We start from the raw sequence: 18,798 nt of genomic DNA, 5'->3' as shown, positions 1-18,798 counted from the left end.
TCGGGGCGTTAGCTCAGTTGGTAGAGCAGTTGACTTTTAATCAATTGGTCGCAGGTTCGAATCCTGCACGCCCCACCAATGTAAAAAGGCGCCCTAAAGGCGCCTTTTTGCTATCTGCGATTTATAAGATTCCAACCTGCTTGCCTGATGCGCTGCGCTTATCAGGCCTACAGACAATACCGCACGCGTAGGCCGGATAAGACGTTAGTCGCCATCCGGCACAGACATCACATCGTCAATGCCGCTACCAGTTTCTCCAGCGCGGGTGTCGCCTGCTGTTGGTCATACACAATATATAAATCCGCCGGAATACGTTCCTCTAACGGTCGGAATACCACGCCAGGCCAACTCATCTGCGCATAACTGTCAGCAATTAACGTAATACCAATCCCCATGCTGATCATCGCCAGCACCGTTTGCGGCTCCCTCACCTCACGAATAATCATCGGGGAAAATCCAGCACTCAGGCAAACGCGCTGCAAAAATGCCCAGTCGGTATGAATGGAAGGCATCGTGACAAAATATTCATTTCTCAGCGCCTCCAGCGGTACGGATTCACTGGCAGTAAGAGGATGCTCTTCCGGCATGGCAACCAGAAAAGAGGACTCATGCAAGCGTAGACTGGTAAACCCGGGAGAAAGCTCCGTAGCCATCCGCCAAATTCCCGCATCCAGTTCACGCCGCTCCAGCATCGTCATCTGCATAGCAGGCATGTTCTCGCGAAACAGCACCTCAACATTGGGATTATCCTTCAGAAAACGCCGCATCACCGGGCGCATTTTTCCCCACATCGCAGTACCGATAACGCCTAGCTCAATTCGCCCTGCCTCACCACGACCAATCTGCTCCACTCTCGCCAGCGCCTGATTGGCACTGGATAACAGTCGGCGCGACTCTTCCATCAATATCTTTCCAGCGTGGGTTAACGCTACGCTGCGGGAATGACGGATAAATAGCAAAGTGCCGAGCTGTTGCTCCAGCTCTTTAATATGGGTACTGAGCGGCGGTTGCGACATATTCAGGCGAGCAGCGGCACGTCCAAAATGCAGTTCTTCTGCGACAGCAAGAAAATAACGCAGTAACTTCAGATCGATGCGGTGCGTGCGTTCCATGGATAATGCGCTCCAGAAATAAGGATAATGCGCAAAGTTACCACATTGCCTCGCAGAAAATGAAACGGCGGGTATCAGAACCCGCCGCCAATGGAGCGTTAATGTGCCGGTGATTTCTGCGCCAGTCGTTCAGGCTCATGCTTGTACTTAAAGAACAATGCAAAGATAACCGCCAGAGCCAGCGCATATGCGGCAAACACCAGCCAGATGGTCTGCCAATCCTTGACGCCATCGACAGAAAAATAGTCCACCGCCATACCGCTCAGGATTGAACCCACCCATGCACCAACGCCGTTTACCATCGTCATAAACAGCCCCTGCGCACTGGCGCGAATGTTAGAGCTAACCTCCTGCTCGACAAATACCGATCCCGAGATATTGAAGAAATCAAACGCACAGCCGTAGACAATCATCGACATCAGCAGCAGCACAAAACCAAACGGCGACGGATCGCCAAAGGCAAAGAAGCCAAAACGCAGCGTCCATGCCAGCATGCTCATCAGCATCACCGTTTTAATGCCAAAACGTTTAAGGAAGTACGGAATAGTGAGAATAAAACCCACCTCCGCCATCTGTGAAACAGAAAGCAATATGGAGGGGTACTTCACCACAAAGCTGTCGGCAAATTCCGGGTTACGGGCAAAATCATGCAGGAACGGATTGCCAAAGACATTAGTGATTTGCAGCACCGCCCCCAGCATCATCGCAAACAAAAAGAAGATTGCCATCTGCGGTTTTTTAAACAGGACAAAGGCGTCCAGACCGAGCTTGCTGGCAAGCGTGGTGCTTGCTTTCTTCTCAGCAACCGGGATTTTCGGCAACGTAAGCGCATACAGAGCCAGCAGCAGCGATGCGCCTGAAGCGATATACAACTGCGCGCTGCTCAGTTCCAGTCCCATCAAGCTGACTGTCCACATCGCCACAATAAACCCTATGGTGCCAAACACACGAATTGGCGGGAACGCAGTGACCGGATCCTGACCCGATTGCGCCAGGCACGAGTATGAGACGCTGTTCGATAACGCAATCGTCGGCATATACGCCATTGCGTTAAACAGCATTACCCAAAACATGGTCTGTGGATCGGTAACGGTTGTGGCATATAACAACACGCCCGCACACACCAGATGACAAAGCATATAGGCGCGCTCTGCACGTAGCCATTTATCGGCAATAATGCCCATAATGCCCGGCATGATAATCGCCGCCAGCCCTTTAGAACTGTAAATCATACCGACGTTCGCGCCGGTAAAATCCAGGGTGTTAATCATGTAAGAACCCAGGGTTACCAGCCAGCTTCCCCAGATAAAATATTGCAAAAACGACATGAGCTTTAAGCGAGATGCGATACCCATTTTTCCGTTCCTTGCCAAAAAGTAAGACCCCGCAAGCGGGGTCATTTTTTAATTATTCAGGCCAGTTTGCGCAAGAAGCCGCAGATCAGGTTGATGAAATTCTGCCGGGAGAGTTCCGCCGCTGCCAGCGTCTGCGCGTGAGATAATTTCACATCACCCAGACCTTCCGCCAGGTTGGTGATGGCAGCCACCGCAACCACTTTCAAACCGCAGTGGCGCGCTGAAATAACTTCAGGCACCACCGACATGCCCACCACGTCGCCACCGATGATTTGCATCATGCGGATTTCTGCCGCAGTTTCAAAGTTCGGCCCCGGATAAGAGACAAAAACCCCTTCACTCAGCGGGAACCCTTCTTCTGCGGCAACAGTTTGCAGGACCGCGCGGTAGTCAGCATCATAGGCATTCGCCAGCGAAAAGAATCGCTCGCCAAAACGCTCATCGTTAAGCCCCACCATCGGCGTACCCGGCATCGTATTGATATGATCGCTAAGCGCAACGAGGCTACCCGGACCGACATCGGGGCGCAAAGAACCTGCGGCATTGGTGCAAAACAGCAGCTCACAGCCCAGCAGCTTCAGCGTACGAACGGCATCCGTCATCACCGTCATGCCGCGACCTTCATAGAAATGTCCACGCCCTTTCATACAGGCTACCGGAATTCCCGCCAGATATCCCAGCACCAGTTCACCGGCATGACCGTGCACGGTGCTCACCGGGAACCCCGGCAGTTTCTCGTAAGAGATGGCCACCGCATCCTCAATTTGATCCGCCAACGCCCCCAGGCCGGAGCCGAGGATAAAGGCTACGCGCGGCGTAAAATCCGGCTTGTAACCACGAATGATATCGGCGCTATACCAGGGATTTTGCGAGAAAAGAGAGTGGCTCATGAGATGTCCTTAATACTGAGTAATCGAAAATAACGGAGCGTACCGCACTGTTATAGCGAGACTACGCAATCGATTACCAATACCGTTTATCCTGACAACCGATAGTAAATCGGTATCGATGAGTTGCACTAAATCAGCCTGAAATCACATTATTTTCGAGCCAGAAATGGCACAGGAAAACAGATACATTAAGGTTTGGGATTTTTATGATTAATCCCCACTCGGCCGTATTGTCACTGAAGTTCTGTTCGCTGATGCCGATACTCATGTTTTATGGCGCGAGGAGTCTGTATGACAACTATCAACGTTTCCACCCCAACTCTTCAAAGCAGTAGCGGCGGCGGAAAAGCATCAGCCGGGAATGACATCTCCGCACAGATTGCACAAATCACCCAAAAGATAACTAAGCTAACCCAGCAGCTCAAAGATATCCCCAATAGCAGTGGCAGTGTTGAGCAGAAGCGCGAGCAGCAGGAACTTATTCAGACTCAAATCAAGATGTTACAAGCACAACTAGCTCAATTGTTGCGCCAGCAGGCCGAGGAATCACAGCAAAAGCAGAGTGCCGATCAAAAAAAAGCTGAGGGCGTCAACAATGCTACCGACCCACATCGGGTCGATATTTATATCTGATACAACGGATCACGTGCCCGACCGGCGGTTAATTCACTGGCCTGCATCCGCACCACGTCCCACAGTGCCTGGGCCGCAGTCGATAAAGAACGATTTTTACGTCGTGCCAGCATCAGTTGTCGTTCCACAACCGGCGTCAGGCGTTTAACCTGCAAATGGCTGCCCTCCGGTAAAGGGAGCGCCAGCGCGGGCAGCACGCTGATACCAATCCCCGCCTCAACCATCGGGAAAAGCGTGGCCGGGTGACCAATCTCCTGAACAATATTGGCCTCAATGGAAAAGTGGGCCAGCGCCGCATCGATCAATGGTCGACTGCCGGAAGCGTAATCCTGTAATACCAGGCGCTCATGGTATAAATCCTGCCAATTTACCCATTCGCGTTGGGCTAGCGGATGATCCTCTCGACACAGCAACAGGAACGGTTCGGATAACACCGCTTCACACTGTAGATCGGTCACTGCGCCAGGATCTATCACGATGCCAAAATCCACCTCACCCTGACGAATACTCTCCAGCACCCACTGTTGTGGACGATCGTGCAGCACAAAATCGATCGCTGGATAAAGCTGATTACTCTGGGCAATACACTGTGGAATAAGGTGAGCAGAGATCGTCTGGCTGGCGGCAACGCGCACCGTTCCGGTTAACTGTGTTCCCACCTGGCCTGCTTCGCGCAGCGTACTGTGCAGTTCATCCAGAATACGTTCCAGCCGCGCCGCCAACTGGTGCCCTGCTTCCGTCAGCACCACTTCCCGCGTTGTTCTATCTAACAACCGCACACCCGTCTGCCCTTCCAGCTCTTTAACGCTGTGGCTGACCGCAGACTGGCTTAAGCCAATGATATCCCCCGCCCGGCTAAAGCTTTTAGCCTGAGCGACGGTAACAAAGATACGGAGCTGACGCAGAGAGTAATTCATCTATTCGATTCATATATGGATGCAATAAATCAATTTTATTTCTCAAACGGAAAAACGCAAAATGTTCCTACCGAATTTCAGGAGCTTTTATGAAACTTTTTCGTATCCTTGATCCGTTCACGATAACGTTGATTACGGTCGTATTACTGGCGTCCTTTTTCCCGGCCGAGGGTGGTTTTGTGCCTTTCTTTGAAGGCTTAACCACCGCTGCCATTGCCCTGTTGTTTTTTATGCACGGGGCGAAGCTTTCACGTGAAGCCATTATTGCCGGCGGTAGTCACTGGCGTTTGCATCTGTGGGTGATGTGCAGCACGTTTGTTGTTTTCCCGGTGCTGGGCGTTCTGTTCGCCTGGTGGGCGCCGGTTAATGTTGACCCGATGCTGTACACCGGTTTCCTGTACCTGTGTATTTTGCCGGCCACGGTGCAGTCGGCAATCGCCTTTACGTCGCTGGCGGGGGGTAACGTTGCCGCCGCCGTGTGTTCCGCTTCGGCCTCCAGCCTGCTGGGTATTTTTCTCTCGCCGTTGCTGGTTGGCCTGGTAATGAATATGCACGGCGCAGAAGGCAGTCTGGAGCAGGTGGGGAAAATCATGCTGCAACTGCTGCTGCCGTTCGTACTGGGACATCTTTCACGTCCGTGGATTGGTAACTGGGTGTCCCGACATAAAAAATGGATCGCCAAAACGGACCAATCCTCCATCTTACTGGTAGTGTACTCCGCCTTCAGTGAAGCCGTGGTTAACGGAATCTGGCACAAAGTGGGGATTGGCTCGCTGCTGTTTATCGTGGTGGTCAGCATCGTATTGCTGGCAATCGTGATTGGCATCAACGTCTTTGTTGCGCGTAAATGCGGCTTCAACAAAGCCGATGAGATCACCATTGTCTTTTGCGGATCGAAAAAGAGCCTGGCGAATGGGATCCCAATGGCAAATATTCTGTTCCCGACCTCAGTGATAGGAATGATGGTGCTGCCGTTGATGATCTTCCATCAAATTCAGCTGATGGTGTGTGCCGTGCTGGCACGTCGCTACAAGCAACAGACTGACGCATTGCAGGCGCAGCAGAAAAACCGCGCCGCAAAAGCTTAGAGTGGGCGTTTCAGGGGCTGTACCAGTTGGGTCAGCCCCTCTGTTTTAATCAGCAGCGTGATTTGCATCAACTCGCCGAGCTTGCCCGGCGGGAATTCATCCTTACGGGCAAACCACAGCAGATACTCTTCCGGTACATCAATCAGCCGACGCCCTTTATATTTGCCAAAGGGCATCACGGTATTGGCGATTTCAACCAGCTGCTCTTTTTCCATCTCAGGCACCCAGTAAGCGGATCATTTCAGCTTCATCGATCACGGCAATACCCAGTTCCTGCGCTTTTGCCAGTTTCGACCCCGCCGCTTCACCGGCAATCACCAAGTCGGTTTTCTTCGATACGCTACCGGCCACTTTTGCCCCCAACTCGGTCAGTCGCGCTTTGGCGTCATCACGCGACATCTGGCTCAGGCTCCCGGTCAGCACCACCGTTTTACCCGCGAAGGGGCTGTCGATTTCTTCAGCGTTGATAACCACCGGCGCTGGCCAGTGAATCCCCTGCTCCAAAAGCTGGACGATCACCTCGCGGTTACTCTCTTCGGCAAAGAAATTAAACACGTGGGTCGCTACCACGATGCCGACATCCGGCACTTTTTGCAGCTCTTCAATGGAAGCCGCTTCCAGCGCCTCAAGGGTGCCAAAATGCGCCGCAAGACCAGCCGCCGTAGCTTCGCCGACTTCGCGAATACCCAGGGCGTAGAGGAAACGGGCAAACGTCGTCTCTTTTGCTTTTTCCAGCGCATTCACCACGTTTTGCGCCGATTTCGGTCCCATGCGATCAAGACCGGTCAGCTTACCTGCGGTCAGCGTGAAGAGATCCGCTGGCGTGTGGACATACTCTTTCTCGACCAGTTGATCGATAATTTTGTCGCCCATGCCGTCAACGTCCAGCGCGCGGCGGGAAACGAAGTGTTTCAGTGATTCCTTACGCTGCGCTCCGCAGATTAAACCACCGGTACAGCGAGTGACTGCTTCGCCTTCCACACGCTCAACGTCAGAGTTGCATACCGGACAGTGGGTGGGAAACTCAATTTCACGCGTATCGTCCGGGCGCTCGGAAAGCACGACGTTCACTACCTGCGGGATGACATCGCCCGCACGGCGAATGACGACTTTATCGCCAATACGCAAACCAAGACGCTCAATTTCATCCGCATTGTGCAAGGTGGCGTTACTGACCAACACCCCGGCAACCTGAACTGGCTCAAGGCGAGCCACGGGCGTAATCGCCCCGGTGCGTCCAACCTGAAACTCAACATCGCGTACGAAGGTCATTTGCTCCTGCGCCGGGAACTTGAAGGCCACCGCCCAGCGCGGCGCGCGAGCGACAAAACCCAGTTGCTCCTGCAACGCCATGGAGTTGACTTTGATCACCACACCATCGATATCGAATCCCAGCGTCGGTCGGTCTTCTTCAACCTTATGATAGTAAGCAAGTACTTCCTCCGGAGAGTCGCAAAGCGTAACTCTGTCGCTCACCGGCAATCCCCACTCTTTAAATTGCAGCAGACGGCCCAGGTGGGTATCAGGCAGCACACCACCTTCCAGCACACCAACGCCATAGCAGAAGAAAGTAAGCGGTCGCTTCGCTGTGATACGCGGATCGAGCTGGCGCAATGACCCGGCCGCCGCGTTACGCGGGTTAGCAAACACTTTGTTGCCAGTACGGCGGGCCTCTTCGTTAATTTTTTCAAATCCGGCCTGCGGCAGGAACACTTCACCGCGCACTTCCAGACGCGTCGGAATATTATCGCCACGCAGTTTTAACGGGATCGCACGAATGGTGCGCACGTTCGAGGTAATATCCTCCCCCGTAGTACCATCACCACGCGTTGCGGCACTGACCAGCACACCGTTTTCATACAGGATACTGACCGCCAGCCCGTCCAGCTTCAGTTCGCAGCACCAGGTTAATTTGTCCGTACTCTTCAGTCTGTCCTGCACACGCTTGTTGAAGGCGAGAAAACTCTCTTCATCAAACACGTTATCCAGCGACAGCATTGGCACTTCATGGCGAATCTGGCTGAACGCTGCTAACGGGGCGGCGCCAACACGCTGGGTTGGTGAGTCGGGGGTGATAAGTTCCGGATGCTGCGCTTCCAGCTCGCGCAGTTCACGCATCAGGCGATCATATTCCGCATCGGGAATTTCCGGCGCATCCATCACATGGTAGAGATACTCATGATGGCGAAGCGTGGTTCGCAGTTCTGTCAGTTGTTGTTCGATTGATTCCATATCGCACCATCAATGATAAAAAACCCCCGACAGGCGGGGGTTTAGCAAGGAGATGTCACGCCAGAGGAGAATCAGGCGTGAGATTCTTTAACTTCGCGGATGCGGTCCTGATACTCGCGCAGTTTCTGCGGCGTCATCATGCGACGTTGATCGTCGAGCACCACACCACCCACTTCGTCGGCGATGTGCTGTGCGGACTGCAGCATCAGCTTAAAGTTTTGCAGCTCGTCCCCATAGGACGGAACCTGCATGAAAATAGTCACGCCAGGAGTGCTGAAATCACCCGTCATTTCGGGGTCAAACGTTCCTGGGTTAACCATATTGGCAAGGCTGAACAGCGACGGACCGCTGCCATCCGGGCTCAAATGACGATGGAAAATATTCATATCGCCAAACTTAAAACCGGCTTGCTGAATGCTGTTGAGCAGCACTTCACCGTTGAGCTCGCTACCGTGATGCGCCGCAACGTTCATAATAATGACCGCTTCTTTACGCTGCGGTTTTTCAGCAACAGGTGCTTTTTCAACTATCGGCTCAGGCTGCGGTTGATGTTCAACGGCAGGCTCTGCGGGCTGGAAAGTCTGCGGCGCAGGTTGCGGTGCTTGCTGCACGGGCTGCTGAACCTGCGGAGCAACGGGCTGATGCTGCATCGGCTGCTGCACAGGTTGTTGCTGAACAGGCTGATGTTGCACCGGCTGCTGCGGTTGTACAGGCTGCGGCTGAGCATGCGGCGGCGGTACCGGCGCTTGTGCAGGCTGCGGCGCGGGTTGACGCGGCTGAGCAGACGCATAAGGCGGCTGGTACTGGTGTTGCGGCGACTGAGGAGGAACACCATGTTCCTGCGCGTTACCGGGAGCATGATTCACACGATGAACGCGAACTTCGCCCACGCCTTCGTCTTCCTCGACGTTGTCGTCGAACGAATCCTCGTCTTCACGTTTAGACTTCATGCGTTTCAGTGGGCGATCGCGGAATATAGAAGACCGCTCTTTACGGCTAGTCCAAAAACCATGTACCAGTAAAGCGATTATGGCGATCGCGCCAACAATGATTAATATCAGACGCAAATCCTGCATCATTATATTCTCTGTTGTTCTAACACCTTGCCACCACGGCAAACATTTACTCACTAAGAGTATTTGTCGATTACGCCAAGTGCAAGTGCACTCTTGGCTTTCACGGCATAAAGATGAACAAAATTGTGCTTTTTGCTGTTTTTTCGAACATTTCTGAACAGCTTAACGCTCAACAACCCGGTAAGATACGCAAAGTTTACCAGAGCTTATATAACAAGGAGTATGTCCTGACCATGGTTTCATCATCTGCAGTCGTACCTCGCAGCGGCCTTTATTACTTTTCACAGGGATGGAAGCTCATCAGCCAACCGGGCATTCGTCGCTTTGTCATCCTGCCTTTGCTGGTGAATATCCTGCTGATGGGCGGCGCATTCTGGTGGCTATTCACACAACTCGATAGCTGGATCCCCGCGCTGATGAGCCACGTCCCTGACTGGCTTCAGTGGCTCAGCTACTTGCTGTGGCCGATTGTCACTATCTCCGTATTACTGGTGTTCGGTTACCTGTTTTCCACCATAGCCAACTCGATTGCCGCGCCGTTTAACGGTCTGCTGGCTGAACAACTGGAAGCGCGCTTAACAGGTGCAACACCGCCTGATACCGGCGTTCTCGGCATCATGAAAGATGTTCCCCGTATTATGAAACGTGAATGGCAAAAGCTGGCGTGGTATCTCCCGCGCGCCGTCGTGTTGCTGATCCTCTATTTCATTCCAGGCATTGGACAGACCGTCGCTCCGGTGCTGTGGTTCCTGTTCAGCGCGTGGATGCTGGCCATTCAGTACTGCGATTATCCGTTTGATAACCATAAGGTGCCTTTTAAGGAGATGCGCGTCGCGCTGCGCACACGCAAGGTCACCAATATGCAATTTGGCGCATTGACCAGCCTGTTCACCATGATTCCGGTGCTCAATCTGTTCATCATGCCGGTCGCGGTTTGTGGTGCCACAGCGATGTGGGTAGACTGCTATCGTGCTAAGCACGCGTTATGGAAGTAATGCAAAAATGTGTAAAAGCGGGCTGGCTTATGCCCGCTCTTATTCCATACTGCAACTCATTATTTCCTGGTGGCATATAGATATACGAATTCCTTACTTCCCCATACTTTCTCAACAGGTATGCTGAAGCGGTATCCCAATTTCATACAGTTAAGGACAGGCCATGAGTAAGATTTTTGAAGACAACTCGCTGACTATCGGTCATACGCCGCTGGTTCGACTGAACCGTATCGGTAACGGACGCATTCTGGCGAAGGTGGAATCACGCAACCCGAGCTTTAGCGTCAAATGCCGTATCGGTGCCAACATGATTTGGGATGCCGAAAAACGTGGTGTACTGAAACCGGGTGTAGAGCTGGTCGAACCAACCAGCGGCAACACAGGGATCGCGCTGGCCTACGTTGCCGCCGCTCGCGGTTACAAACTGACTCTGACCATGCCTGAAACCATGAGCATTGAGCGCCGCAAACTCTTAAAAGCGCTGGGCGCTAACCTGGTGCTGACCGAAGGCGCAAAAGGTATGAAGGGCGCGATTCAGAAAGCGGAAGAAATTGTCGCCAGCGATCCGGAAAAATTCCTGCTGCTGCAGCAGTTCAGCAACCCGGCAAACCCGGAAATCCACGAAAAAACCACCGGCCCGGAAATCTGGGAAGATACCGATGGCCAGGTTGATGTCTTTATTTCCGGCGTCGGTACCGGCGGTACGTTGACTGGTGTGACCCGTTACATTAAAGGCACTAAAGGCAAAACCGATCTGATCACCGTCGCGGTTGAACCTACCGACTCCCCTGTTATCGCCCAGGCGCTGGCAGGTGAAGAACTCAAACCAGGCCCGCATAAAATTCAGGGCATTGGCGCAGGCTTCATTCCGGGTAACCTTGATCTGAAGCTTATCGATAAAGTCGTTGCCATCACTAATGATGAAGCGATTTCTACTGCACGTCGTCTGATGGAAGAAGAAGGTATTCTGGCTGGGATCTCTTCCGGTGCAGCAGTTGCTGCCGCGCTTAAGCTCCAGGAAGATGAAACCTTTACCAATAAGAATATAGTGGTTATTCTACCGTCATCGGGTGAGCGTTATCTGAGCACTGCACTGTTTGCCGATCTCTTCACAGAGAAAGAACTGCAACAGTAGTGCCAGCATGTTAAAAACGCGTAAAAAAGCACCCTTTTGGGTGCTTTTTTGTGGCCTGCTTCAAAGTTTCAACTCGCCTGGCATTGATTCAGCCCGCCGGAACTGGTATTTAACCAAACTAATTATTTTGATGCGCGAAATTAATCGTTACAGGAAAAGCGCTAGCTGAATCGATTTTATGATTTGGTTCAACTCTTCCTTTCGCGGCATAATGTTTAATGACGAACGAAACGTCAGCGGCAAGAAGTTGCCAGCAACGGATTGCACCGAACTCCTTTTGTGTCGCGTCCAGTTTACGCCGATGCTAACAATACAGGCTAAAGTTAAGCCGCCAGGCTAGACTTTAGTTCCACAACACTAAACCTATAAGTTGGGGAAATATAATGTTCCAGCAAGAAGTTACCATTACCGCTCCGAACGGTCTGCATACTCGCCCTGCTGCTCAGTTTGTTAAAGAAGCAAAAGGCTTTACTTCTGATATTACTGTGACTTCTAACGGCAAAAGCGCTAGCGCCAAAAGCCTGTTTAAACTGCAGACTCTGGGCCTGACTCAGGGTACCGTTGTCACCCTGTCCGCAGAAGGTGAAGACGAGCAGAAAGCAGTTGAGCATCTGGTTAAACTGATGGCTGAACTCGAGTAAGTTCAACGAGTTCTTTTAAATATCAGTCACAAGTAAGGTAGGGTTATGATTTCAGGCATTTTAGCATCCCCGGGTATCGCTTTCGGTAAAGCATTGCTGCTGAAAGAAGACGAGATCGTCATTGACCGGAAAAAAATTTCTGCCGACAAGGTTGATCAGGAAGTTGAACGTTTTCTGAGCGGTCGTGCCAAGGCATCTGCGCAACTGGAAGCGATCAAAACCAAAGCTGGTGAAACGTTCGGTGAAGAAAAAGAAGCCATCTTTGAAGGGCATATTATGCTGCTCGAAGATGAGGAGCTGGAGCAGGAAATCATAGCCCTGATTAAAGATAAGAACATGACGGCTGATGCAGCTGCGCATGAAGTTATCGAAGGTCAGGCCACAGCCCTGGAAGAGCTGGATGATGAATACCTGAAAGAACGTGCGGCTGACGTACGCGACATCGGTAAACGCCTGCTGCGTAACATCCTGGGTCTGGCAATTATCGACCTGAGCGCTATTCAGGACGAAGTTATCCTGGTAGCCGCAGACCTGACCCCGTCAGAAACTGCACAGCTGAACCTGAACAAGGTGCTGGGTTTCATTACTGACGCGGGCGGACGTACTTCCCATACCTCTATCATGGCGCGTTCTCTGGAACTGCCTGCCATCGTAGGTACGGGTAGCGTCACCTCTCAGGTGAAAAACGACGACTATCTGATTCTGGATGCCGTAAACAACCAGGTTTACGTCAATCCGACCAACGACGTTATCGAGCAACTGCGTGCCGTTCAGGAGCAGGTTGCTACCGAGAAAGCGGAACTCGCTAAGCTGAAAGATCTGCCGGCTATCACGCTGGACGGACATCAGGTTGAAGTTTGCGCCAATATCGGTACCGTTCGTGACGTTGAAGGCGCTGAGCGTAACGGCGCTGAAGGTGTGGGTCTGTACCGCACCGAATTCCTGTTCATGGACCGTGAATCGCTGCCAACTGAAGAAGAACAGTTTGCTGCGTATAAAGCCGTTGCTGAAGCCTGTGGCTCTCAGGCGGTCATCGTCCGTACCATGGACATCGGCGGCGATAAAGAGCTGCCGTACATGAACTTCCCGAAAGAAGAGAACCCGTTCCTGGGCTGGCGTGCCGTGCGTATCGCCATGGATCGTAAAGAGATCCTGCGTGACCAGGTTCGCGCTATTCTGCGCGCCTCTGCTTTCGGCAAACTGCGCATCATGTTCCCAATGATCATCTCTGTTGAAGAAGTGCGTGCACTGCGCAAAGAGATCGAAATCTACAAACAGGAACTGCGCGACGAAGGTAAAGCATTTGACGAGAGCATTGAGATTGGCGTGATGGTGGAAACACCGGCTGCGGCAACAATTGCGCGTCATTTAGCCAAAGAAGTTGATTTCTTTAGTATCGGCACCAATGATTTAACGCAGTACACCCTGGCAGTTGACCGTGGTAATGATATGATTTCACACCTTTACCAACCAATGTCGCCATCTGTGCTGACGCTGATCAAGCAAGTTATTGATGCTTCTCATGCTGAAGGCAAATGGACTGGCATGTGTGGTGAGCTTGCAGGCGACGAACGTGCTACACTTCTGTTGCTGGGGATGGGTCTGGACGAATTCTCTATGAGCGCCATTTCTATCCCGCGCATTAAGAAGATTATCCGTAACACGAACTTCGAAGATGCGAAGGTGTTAGCAGAGCAGGCTCTTGCTCAACCGACAACGGACGAGTTAATGACGCTGGTTAACAAGTTCATTGAAGAAAAAACAATCTGCTAATCCACGAGATGCGGCCCAATTTACTGCTTAGGAGAAGATCATGGGTTTGTTCGATAAACTGAAATCTCTGGTTTCTGATGATAAGAAAGACACCGGAACTATTGAGATCGTTGCTCCGCTCTCTGGCGAGATCGTCAACATCGAAGACGTGCCGGATGTAGTTTTTGCTGAAAAAATCGTTGGTGATGGCATCGCTATCAAACCAACCGGTAACAAAATGGTTGCCCCTGTTGATGGCACCATCGGCAAAATCTTTGAAACCAACCACGCTTTCTCTATCGAATCCGACAGCGGCATTGAGCTGTTTGTTCACTTCGGTATTGATACCGTTGAACTGAAAGGCGAAGGCTTCAAACGCATCGCTGAAGAAGGTCAGCGCGTGAAAGTGGGCGACCCGGTTATTGAATTCGATCTGCCGCTGCTGGAAGAAAAAGCCAAGTCTACCCTGACTCCGGTTGTTATCTCCAACATGGACGAAATCAAAGAGCTGATCAAACTGTCCGGTAGCGTGACAGTGGGTGAGACTCCGGTTATCCGCATCAAGAAGTAATTCTTTTTGCAGAGAAAAATGGCGCCATCAGGCGCCATTTTTTTTATCTGATGGATATCAAAACCCTGCCGGATGGCGCTACGCTTATCCGGCCTACAACGAACTCCGTAACGTAGGCCGGCTAAGGCATATGTGCCGCCATCCGGCATTAAATCTGTAAGGTGACCGGTCGGTAACACGCCTCGCGCATCAGAATTTTCATCCCTTCCGGCCCGCTTTCCAGCATCCGTCGCTCCGAGTCCGCCACTAACAATTCACAGTCGTAGCCACCCGCAATACCAAACATGGCTCGCGCTACACAGATATCTTCCAGTGCTGCTGCCCCGTTGGTGTCAAAATGTCCAACCATACGCCCATTCTGGCGAACGACAAGCCGGTAACTCTTCATCGCGCCTCCCCTGCCGGTGGCAGAATTAATTCATCACAACCGCACTGGTGCGTCCACGTCATCACGTCCAGCACCCGCTGCGCGGCGTCGTGCGTCGCAGTCGTCAGCGCTTTCCCCAGTACAAGGCCGCTCACCAGCTCTGCACAAAACAGATCGCCAGTCCCCTTCAGATCCGTTTTCACCCGCGGATGAGCTAACACCTCAACCGTTTCAGCCGTCACCACCGCAACGTTAATAATCTCTTCGGTGTCGCCCGGTGCGCTGGTAATCACCACCCATTTCAGGGTGTCAGTGAGCAGTGATTGTGCCGCCGTAATGGCTTCATCAAGCGTACGACACGGCTTTCCGCTCAGCATTTGCAGCTCAAACACATTTGGAGTCAGCCCCTGTGCCAGCGGCAGCAGGTGCTGACGATAAGCTTGCGGGATTTCGGCTTTCACATACATGCCGCTATCCGTATCGCCAATCACAGGGTCGACCAAAATGCACAGCTCCGGATGCGTGGCCCGAACGGTTTCCAGCCACTGTGCCAGCAAGGCGATTTGCTCCGCGCTGCCCATGTACCCTGTAGTCACCGCCTTTAGCTCGCGCAGGGCATCACGCTCGCTTAAGGCGCGGAGATAGCCGCTAAACCAGTCGGACGGAATAACGCCGCCGTAAAAGGTTTCATAATGCGGGGTATTACTGAACAGCACCGTGGGCACTGCCGTCACACGTAACCCCTGCGCTTTAATGGCCGGGACAGCGATACTGTTGCCTACGCTGCCATACACCACCTGTGACTGGACGGCGACGATATCGGTCTGTAACGCCCGATGCGTGTCGTCAAAGAGCACTGACTGGATATCACTCTCCTGCTCCATAAATTTCTCCTCTCGCTGGACAGCGGGCCTACGCCTCACTATTATCGTCATATGCTAAAATCCATTTTGTCATAGGTCAATAATGATCGACGGAAAAACCGCTAACGAAATTTTTGACAGTATCCGTCAACATGTCACTACAGGCACGCTGGCAGCGGGAGAAACGTTGCCGCCAGTGCGGGAACTGGCAACGGAATTAAACGTGAACCGCAATACTGTCGCGGCGGCTTACAAACGCCTGGTCACCTCCGGGTTGGCACAGAGCCAGGGACGCAATGGCACGGTGATTAAGGGAATTACGGCCCCCGTTGCGCTGGAAGGTGGTAATCCGGATACCCCACTTATCGATCTTTCCGGCGGTAATCCAACGCCCTCGCGTCTTCCTGACCTGAGTAGTTATTTCGCAAAGATAAATAAGAATCCGCGCTTGTACGGCGATGCCGCTGTATCACCTGGACTTAAGGCATGGGCAGCGCAGTGGATGCAGGATGCTATGCCCGGCAAAGGGGAAATTGATATCACCAGCGGCGCCATTGATGCTATCGAACGGCTACTGTGCGCCCATTTACTGCCTGGTGATAGCGTTGTCGTTGAAGATCCATGCTTTTTGAGCAGCATCAACATGCTGCGCTATACCGGATTCTCAGCCAGCCCGGCCAACGTCGACCACGAAGGCATGCTGCCGGACCAACTGGAACTCGCGCTACAGAAAGGCGCGCGGGCAGTAATTCTGACACCGCGCGCGCACAACCCCACAGGATGCAGTCTGAGCGCATCACGCGCGGCGCAATTGCAGGAAATCCTGGCCCGCTATCCGCAGACGCTGGTGATCGTCGACGACCACTTTGCGCTGCTATCTGCTTGCCACTGGTATCCGGTGATTGCGAAGGAAACCACGCACTGGGCGATTGTCCGTTCGATGTCAAAAACGTTAGGTCCGGATTTACGCCTCGCCATCGTGGCCAGCGATCCGCTCACTTCCGGAAAACTGCGTTTACGGCTCAACTCCGGCAGTCAATGGGTCAGCCATCTGCTGCAGGATCTGGCCTACGCCTGCCTGAGCGATGAGACTTATCAACACACGCTGGCGCAAACTCAGCAGTTTTACGCAACCCAGCAGCATAAGCTGACGGCTGCTCTGCGGCGACATGGCATTGAGTTGCCCGTTGGTGACGGTCTGAATATGTGGCTACCGCTGGAAGATAACAGCCAGGCGATCGCTTTTGCGCTGGCAAAGTCCGGCTGGCTGGTGCGGGAAGGCGAAGTGTTTGGCGTCAATACGCCTGCTCACGGCCTGCGTATTACGCTGTCAACCTTAACTGACAGCGACATTGATAAGCTGGCGGCTGATATCCATCAGGCGCTAAAGCGCTAACAGGGGAGAAAAAGTGCGAGTTCATTTTGTTATTCATGAGTCTTTTGAATCTGCTGGCGCGTATCTGCCGTGGGCCGGATCACGCGGCTATACCCTCAGCTGGTCGCGCGTTTATGCCGGAGAAGCGGTCCCTGCTAATGCCGATGGCTTCGATATGCTGGTGGTATTTGGCGGTCCGCAGTCACCACGAACCACACTGGCAGAGTGCCCGTACTTTGATTCTCAGGCCGAGCAGCATCTGATCAACCAGGCCATTGCGGCACGTAAAATTGTGGTGGGGATCTGCCTGGGTTCACAGTTAATCGGCGAAGCGCTGGGTGCGAAAGTATGCCAAAGCCCGGAAAAAGAGATTGGTCACTACCCCATTGTTCTGACCGAGGCAGGCCAACAGCACCCGTTGTTCAGCCATTTCGGCTCACCGCTCACCGTAGGTCACTGGCACAATGACATGCCGGGATTAACCGACCAGGCGACCATTCTTGCCGCAAGCGAGGGCTGTCCACGACAAATCGTACAATACGGTAATTTTGTTTATGGTTTTCAGTGCCATATGGAGTTTACGGCTGATGCAATTGAAGGGCTGATTCAACACTCCGAACAAGAACTGGCGGAAGCTAAAGGCAAGCGCTTCATCCGCACTGTGGAAGAGATGCGTACCTGGGATTACCAGCAGATGAATGAAAAGCTGTGGCAATTCCTTGATAAACTGGTAGAAAAACGTAACGATTGATCATGGCAGGCCGGATAAGACGCTTTACGTCGTCATCCGGCGATCGTGTCATGCGTTTGCCTGATGTCGCTATGCTTATCAGGCCTACAAACTAAATCCCCAATCCCTGGTTAAAGTGCTCTTCACCAAACACGCCGGTTGAAAGGTAGCGATCGCCGCGATCGCAGATGATCGCCACCACCACTGCCCCCGGTGTCGCGCGCGCCACGCGTAGCGCCCCCGCTACCGCGCCGCCAGAACTGACACCACAGAAAATCCCTTCACGCACGGCCAGTTCACGCATGGTGTTTTCCGCATCATTCTGATGAATATCCAGCACTTCATCCACCAGCGAGGCGTTAAAAATACCCGGCATATATTCCGCAGGCCAGCGGCGAATTCCCGGAATACTACTGCCCTCTTCCGGCTGCAGGCCAACGATAGTTACCGCTTTTTCTTGCTCACGCAGAAAACGCGACACGCCGGTAATGGTGCCTGTCGTTCCCATACTGGAGACAAAGTGGGTGATACGACCTGACGTCTGCTGCCAGATTTCCGGTCCGGTGGTGGTGTAATGCGCGTACGGGTTATCCGGATTGTTAAACTGATCCAGCAGCTTGCCTTCTCCACGCTGCGCCATCTCAAGGGCTAAATCGCGCGCGCCTTCCATCCCCTGTTCTTTGGTCACCAGAACCAGTTCAGCCCCGTAAGCACGCATCGCCGCACGTCGCTCCTGGCTCATGTTGTCTGGCATCAGCAGCTTCATGCGGTAGCCTTTCAGCGCGGCGATCATTGCCAGCGCAATACCAGTATTACCGCTGGTGGCCTCAATCAGCACGTCGCCGGGCTTAATTTCTCCGCGCTTTTCCGCTTCGACGATCATCGACAACGCGGCGCGGTCTTTCACCGAACCCGCGGGATTATTGCCTTCCAGCTTGACCCAAATTTCACTGCCGTTATCCGGCGCCAGACGTTGTAATTTCACCAGAGGCGTATTGCCAATTGTTTGTTCTAATGTGTTCACGTTTTCAGCTCAATAAAAATGCCGGGTGGCGCTGTGCTTGCC

General features: G+C 52.8%; 19 protein-coding genes and 1 tRNA gene. 10 read left to right on the top strand and 10 right to left on the bottom strand.

Annotated elements, in window-relative coordinates; genetic code table 11:
* The first annotated feature begins 2 nt into the window (after positions 1 to 2).
* Positions 3 to 78, top strand: a tRNA-Lys gene (locus OGY83_RS12550).
* A 149-nt stretch (positions 79 to 227) separates the two neighbouring features.
* Here OGY83_RS12550 and OGY83_RS12545 read toward each other — a convergent pair.
* From OGY83_RS12545 to xapA, 3 genes are all read right to left on the bottom strand, one after another.
* On the bottom strand, positions 228 to 1,112 hold the full coding sequence (locus OGY83_RS12545) for a LysR family transcriptional regulator (RefSeq protein WP_123267667.1): 885 nt from the start codon (positions 1,110 to 1,112) through the stop codon (positions 228 to 230).
* Between the two features lie 98 nt (positions 1,113 to 1,210).
* Complete coding sequence (locus OGY83_RS12540; protein WP_123267668.1) at positions 1,211 to 2,467, bottom strand: nucleoside permease; 1,257 nt, start codon at positions 2,465 to 2,467, stop codon at positions 1,211 to 1,213.
* A gap of 56 nt (positions 2,468 to 2,523) precedes the next feature.
* Positions 2,524 to 3,357 carry a xanthosine phosphorylase gene (gene xapA / locus OGY83_RS12535; protein ID WP_286635986.1) on the bottom strand — a complete coding sequence of 278 codons (834 nt, stop codon included), beginning with the start codon at positions 3,355 to 3,357 and terminating at the stop codon, positions 2,524 to 2,526.
* A gap of 291 nt (positions 3,358 to 3,648) precedes the next feature.
* Between xapA and OGY83_RS12530 the strand changes: the two genes are divergently transcribed.
* Positions 3,649 to 3,990: a FlxA-like family protein gene (locus tag OGY83_RS12530; RefSeq protein WP_286635985.1), complete on the top strand. Its 342-nt coding sequence runs from the start codon at positions 3,649 to 3,651 to the stop codon at positions 3,988 to 3,990.
* On the opposite strand, the gene OGY83_RS12525 is transcribed toward OGY83_RS12530, so the two are convergent.
* On the bottom strand, positions 3,981 to 4,907 hold the full coding sequence (locus tag OGY83_RS12525; protein WP_286635984.1) for a LysR family transcriptional regulator: 927 nt from the start codon (positions 4,905 to 4,907) through the stop codon (positions 3,981 to 3,983). The two genes, OGY83_RS12530 and OGY83_RS12525, sit on opposite strands and share 10 nt — an antisense overlap.
* A gap of 89 nt (positions 4,908 to 4,996) precedes the next feature.
* On the opposite strand from OGY83_RS12525, the gene OGY83_RS12520 reads away from it, so the two are divergent.
* Complete coding sequence (locus tag OGY83_RS12520; RefSeq protein ID WP_220758214.1) at positions 4,997 to 5,995, top strand: bile acid:sodium symporter family protein; 999 nt, start codon at positions 4,997 to 4,999, stop codon at positions 5,993 to 5,995.
* Here the strand turns inward: OGY83_RS12520 and OGY83_RS12515 are convergent.
* From OGY83_RS12515 to zipA, 3 genes are all read right to left on the bottom strand, one after another.
* Entirely contained in the window at positions 5,992 to 6,210 is a 219-nt protein-coding gene (locus tag OGY83_RS12515; RefSeq protein WP_003038102.1) for a DUF3820 family protein, read from the bottom strand. The genes OGY83_RS12520 and OGY83_RS12515 overlap by 4 nt on opposite strands.
* A 1-nt stretch (position 6,211) precedes the next feature.
* Entirely contained in the window at positions 6,212 to 8,227 is a 2,016-nt protein-coding gene (gene ligA, locus OGY83_RS12510; protein WP_191234958.1) for an NAD-dependent DNA ligase LigA, read from the bottom strand.
* A 71-nt stretch (positions 8,228 to 8,298) separates the two neighbouring features.
* Complete coding sequence (gene zipA, locus OGY83_RS12505; RefSeq protein WP_286635983.1) at positions 8,299 to 9,306, bottom strand: cell division protein ZipA; 1,008 nt, start codon at positions 9,304 to 9,306, stop codon at positions 8,299 to 8,301.
* 230 nt (positions 9,307 to 9,536) lie between these two features.
* On the opposite strand from zipA, the gene cysZ reads away from it, so the two are divergent.
* The 5 genes from cysZ (at position 9,537) to crr (ending at position 14,397) form a co-directional block, all read left to right on the top strand.
* Positions 9,537 to 10,298, top strand: a complete 762-nt coding sequence (cysZ, locus tag OGY83_RS12500) for a sulfate transporter CysZ (protein WP_286635982.1) — start codon at positions 9,537 to 9,539, stop codon at positions 10,296 to 10,298.
* Positions 10,299 to 10,461: 163 nt separating this feature from the next.
* Complete coding sequence (gene cysK / locus OGY83_RS12495; protein WP_003038091.1) at positions 10,462 to 11,433, top strand: cysteine synthase A; 972 nt, start codon at positions 10,462 to 10,464, stop codon at positions 11,431 to 11,433.
* A gap of 383 nt (positions 11,434 to 11,816) precedes the next feature.
* Entirely contained in the window at positions 11,817 to 12,074 is a 258-nt protein-coding gene (gene ptsH / locus OGY83_RS12490) for a phosphocarrier protein Hpr (protein WP_003038086.1), read from the top strand.
* Between the two features lie 45 nt (positions 12,075 to 12,119).
* On the top strand, positions 12,120 to 13,847 hold the full coding sequence (gene ptsI / locus OGY83_RS12485; RefSeq protein ID WP_079939139.1) for a phosphoenolpyruvate-protein phosphotransferase PtsI: 1,728 nt from the start codon (positions 12,120 to 12,122) through the stop codon (positions 13,845 to 13,847).
* A 40-nt stretch (positions 13,848 to 13,887) separates the two neighbouring features.
* Positions 13,888 to 14,397: a PTS glucose transporter subunit IIA gene (gene crr / locus OGY83_RS12480; RefSeq protein ID WP_000522253.1), complete on the top strand. Its 510-nt coding sequence runs from the start codon at positions 13,888 to 13,890 to the stop codon at positions 14,395 to 14,397.
* A gap of 148 nt (positions 14,398 to 14,545) precedes the next feature.
* Here the strand turns inward: crr and OGY83_RS12475 are convergent, their stop codons facing one another.
* Together OGY83_RS12475 and pdxK are read right to left on the bottom strand one after the other, a co-directional pair.
* A complete protein-coding gene (locus OGY83_RS12475) occupies positions 14,546 to 14,785 on the bottom strand; it encodes a cytoplasmic protein (protein WP_123267675.1) in 240 nt (79 codons plus the stop codon).
* Positions 14,782 to 15,648, bottom strand: a complete 867-nt coding sequence (gene pdxK / locus OGY83_RS12470; RefSeq protein ID WP_286635981.1) for a pyridoxine/pyridoxal/pyridoxamine kinase — start codon at positions 15,646 to 15,648, stop codon at positions 14,782 to 14,784. The genes OGY83_RS12475 and pdxK overlap by 4 nt, the downstream gene beginning before the upstream one ends.
* An 82-nt stretch (positions 15,649 to 15,730) precedes the next feature.
* On the opposite strand from pdxK, the gene ptsJ reads away from it, so the two are divergent.
* Both ptsJ and OGY83_RS12460 read left to right on the top strand, forming a co-directional pair.
* Positions 15,731 to 17,023 carry a MocR-like B6 salvage transcription factor PtsJ gene (gene ptsJ / locus OGY83_RS12465; protein WP_286635980.1) on the top strand — a complete coding sequence of 431 codons (1,293 nt, stop codon included), beginning with the start codon at positions 15,731 to 15,733 and terminating at the stop codon, positions 17,021 to 17,023.
* Positions 17,024 to 17,036: 13 nt separating this feature from the next.
* Positions 17,037 to 17,753, top strand: a complete 717-nt coding sequence (locus tag OGY83_RS12460) for a type 1 glutamine amidotransferase (protein ID WP_286635979.1) — start codon at positions 17,037 to 17,039, stop codon at positions 17,751 to 17,753.
* A gap of 91 nt (positions 17,754 to 17,844) precedes the next feature.
* Here the strand turns inward: OGY83_RS12460 and cysM are convergent, their stop codons facing one another.
* The gene (gene cysM / locus OGY83_RS12455; protein ID WP_079939144.1) at positions 17,845 to 18,756 is read right to left on the bottom strand and encodes a cysteine synthase CysM; all 912 of its coding nucleotides are present in this window, start codon (positions 18,754 to 18,756) and stop codon (positions 17,845 to 17,847) included.
* Positions 18,757 to 18,798: the final 42 nt, after the last annotated feature.

Origin of the sequence: Citrobacter sp. Cpo090 (assembly GCF_030332665.1) — a bacterium.
Taxonomy (GTDB): Bacteria; Pseudomonadota; Gammaproteobacteria; order Enterobacterales; family Enterobacteriaceae; genus Citrobacter; species Citrobacter portucalensis.
Note: the sequence above shows the minus strand (reverse complement) of the source record. Positions and strands in the feature narration are given on the sequence as shown.

Bases quoted from the DNA above. Each gene is read 5' to 3' on its own strand.
- OGY83_RS12545 (WP_123267667.1), bottom strand. From the start codon at position 1,112: ATGGAACGCACGCACCGCATCGATCTGAAGTTACTGCGTTATTTTCTT.
- OGY83_RS12540 (WP_123267668.1), bottom strand. From the start codon at position 2,467: ATGGGTATCGCATCTCGCTTAAAGCTCATGTCGTTTTTGCAATATTTT.
- xapA (WP_286635986.1), bottom strand. From the start codon at position 3,357: ATGAGCCACTCTCTTTTCTCGCAAAATCCCTGGTATAGCGCCGATATC.
- OGY83_RS12530 (WP_286635985.1), top strand. From the start codon at position 3,649: ATGACAACTATCAACGTTTCCACCCCAACTCTTCAAAGCAGTAGCGGC.
- OGY83_RS12525 (WP_286635984.1), bottom strand. From the start codon at position 4,907: ATGAATTACTCTCTGCGTCAGCTCCGTATCTTTGTTACCGTCGCTCAG.
- OGY83_RS12520 (WP_220758214.1), top strand. From the start codon at position 4,997: ATGAAACTTTTTCGTATCCTTGATCCGTTCACGATAACGTTGATTACG.
- OGY83_RS12515 (WP_003038102.1), bottom strand. From the start codon at position 6,210: ATGGAAAAAGAGCAGCTGGTTGAAATCGCCAATACCGTGATGCCCTTT.
- ligA (WP_191234958.1), bottom strand. From the start codon at position 8,227: ATGGAATCAATCGAACAACAACTGACAGAACTGCGAACCACGCTTCGC.
- zipA (WP_286635983.1), bottom strand. From the start codon at position 9,306: ATGATGCAGGATTTGCGTCTGATATTAATCATTGTTGGCGCGATCGCC.
- cysZ (WP_286635982.1), top strand. From the start codon at position 9,537: ATGGTTTCATCATCTGCAGTCGTACCTCGCAGCGGCCTTTATTACTTT.
- cysK (WP_003038091.1), top strand. From the start codon at position 10,462: ATGAGTAAGATTTTTGAAGACAACTCGCTGACTATCGGTCATACGCCG.
- ptsH (WP_003038086.1), top strand. From the start codon at position 11,817: ATGTTCCAGCAAGAAGTTACCATTACCGCTCCGAACGGTCTGCATACT.
- ptsI (WP_079939139.1), top strand. From the start codon at position 12,120: ATGATTTCAGGCATTTTAGCATCCCCGGGTATCGCTTTCGGTAAAGCA.
- crr (WP_000522253.1), top strand. From the start codon at position 13,888: ATGGGTTTGTTCGATAAACTGAAATCTCTGGTTTCTGATGATAAGAAA.
- OGY83_RS12475 (WP_123267675.1), bottom strand. From the start codon at position 14,785: ATGAAGAGTTACCGGCTTGTCGTTCGCCAGAATGGGCGTATGGTTGGA.
- pdxK (WP_286635981.1), bottom strand. From the start codon at position 15,648: ATGGAGCAGGAGAGTGATATCCAGTCAGTGCTCTTTGACGACACGCAT.
- ptsJ (WP_286635980.1), top strand. From the start codon at position 15,731: ATGATCGACGGAAAAACCGCTAACGAAATTTTTGACAGTATCCGTCAA.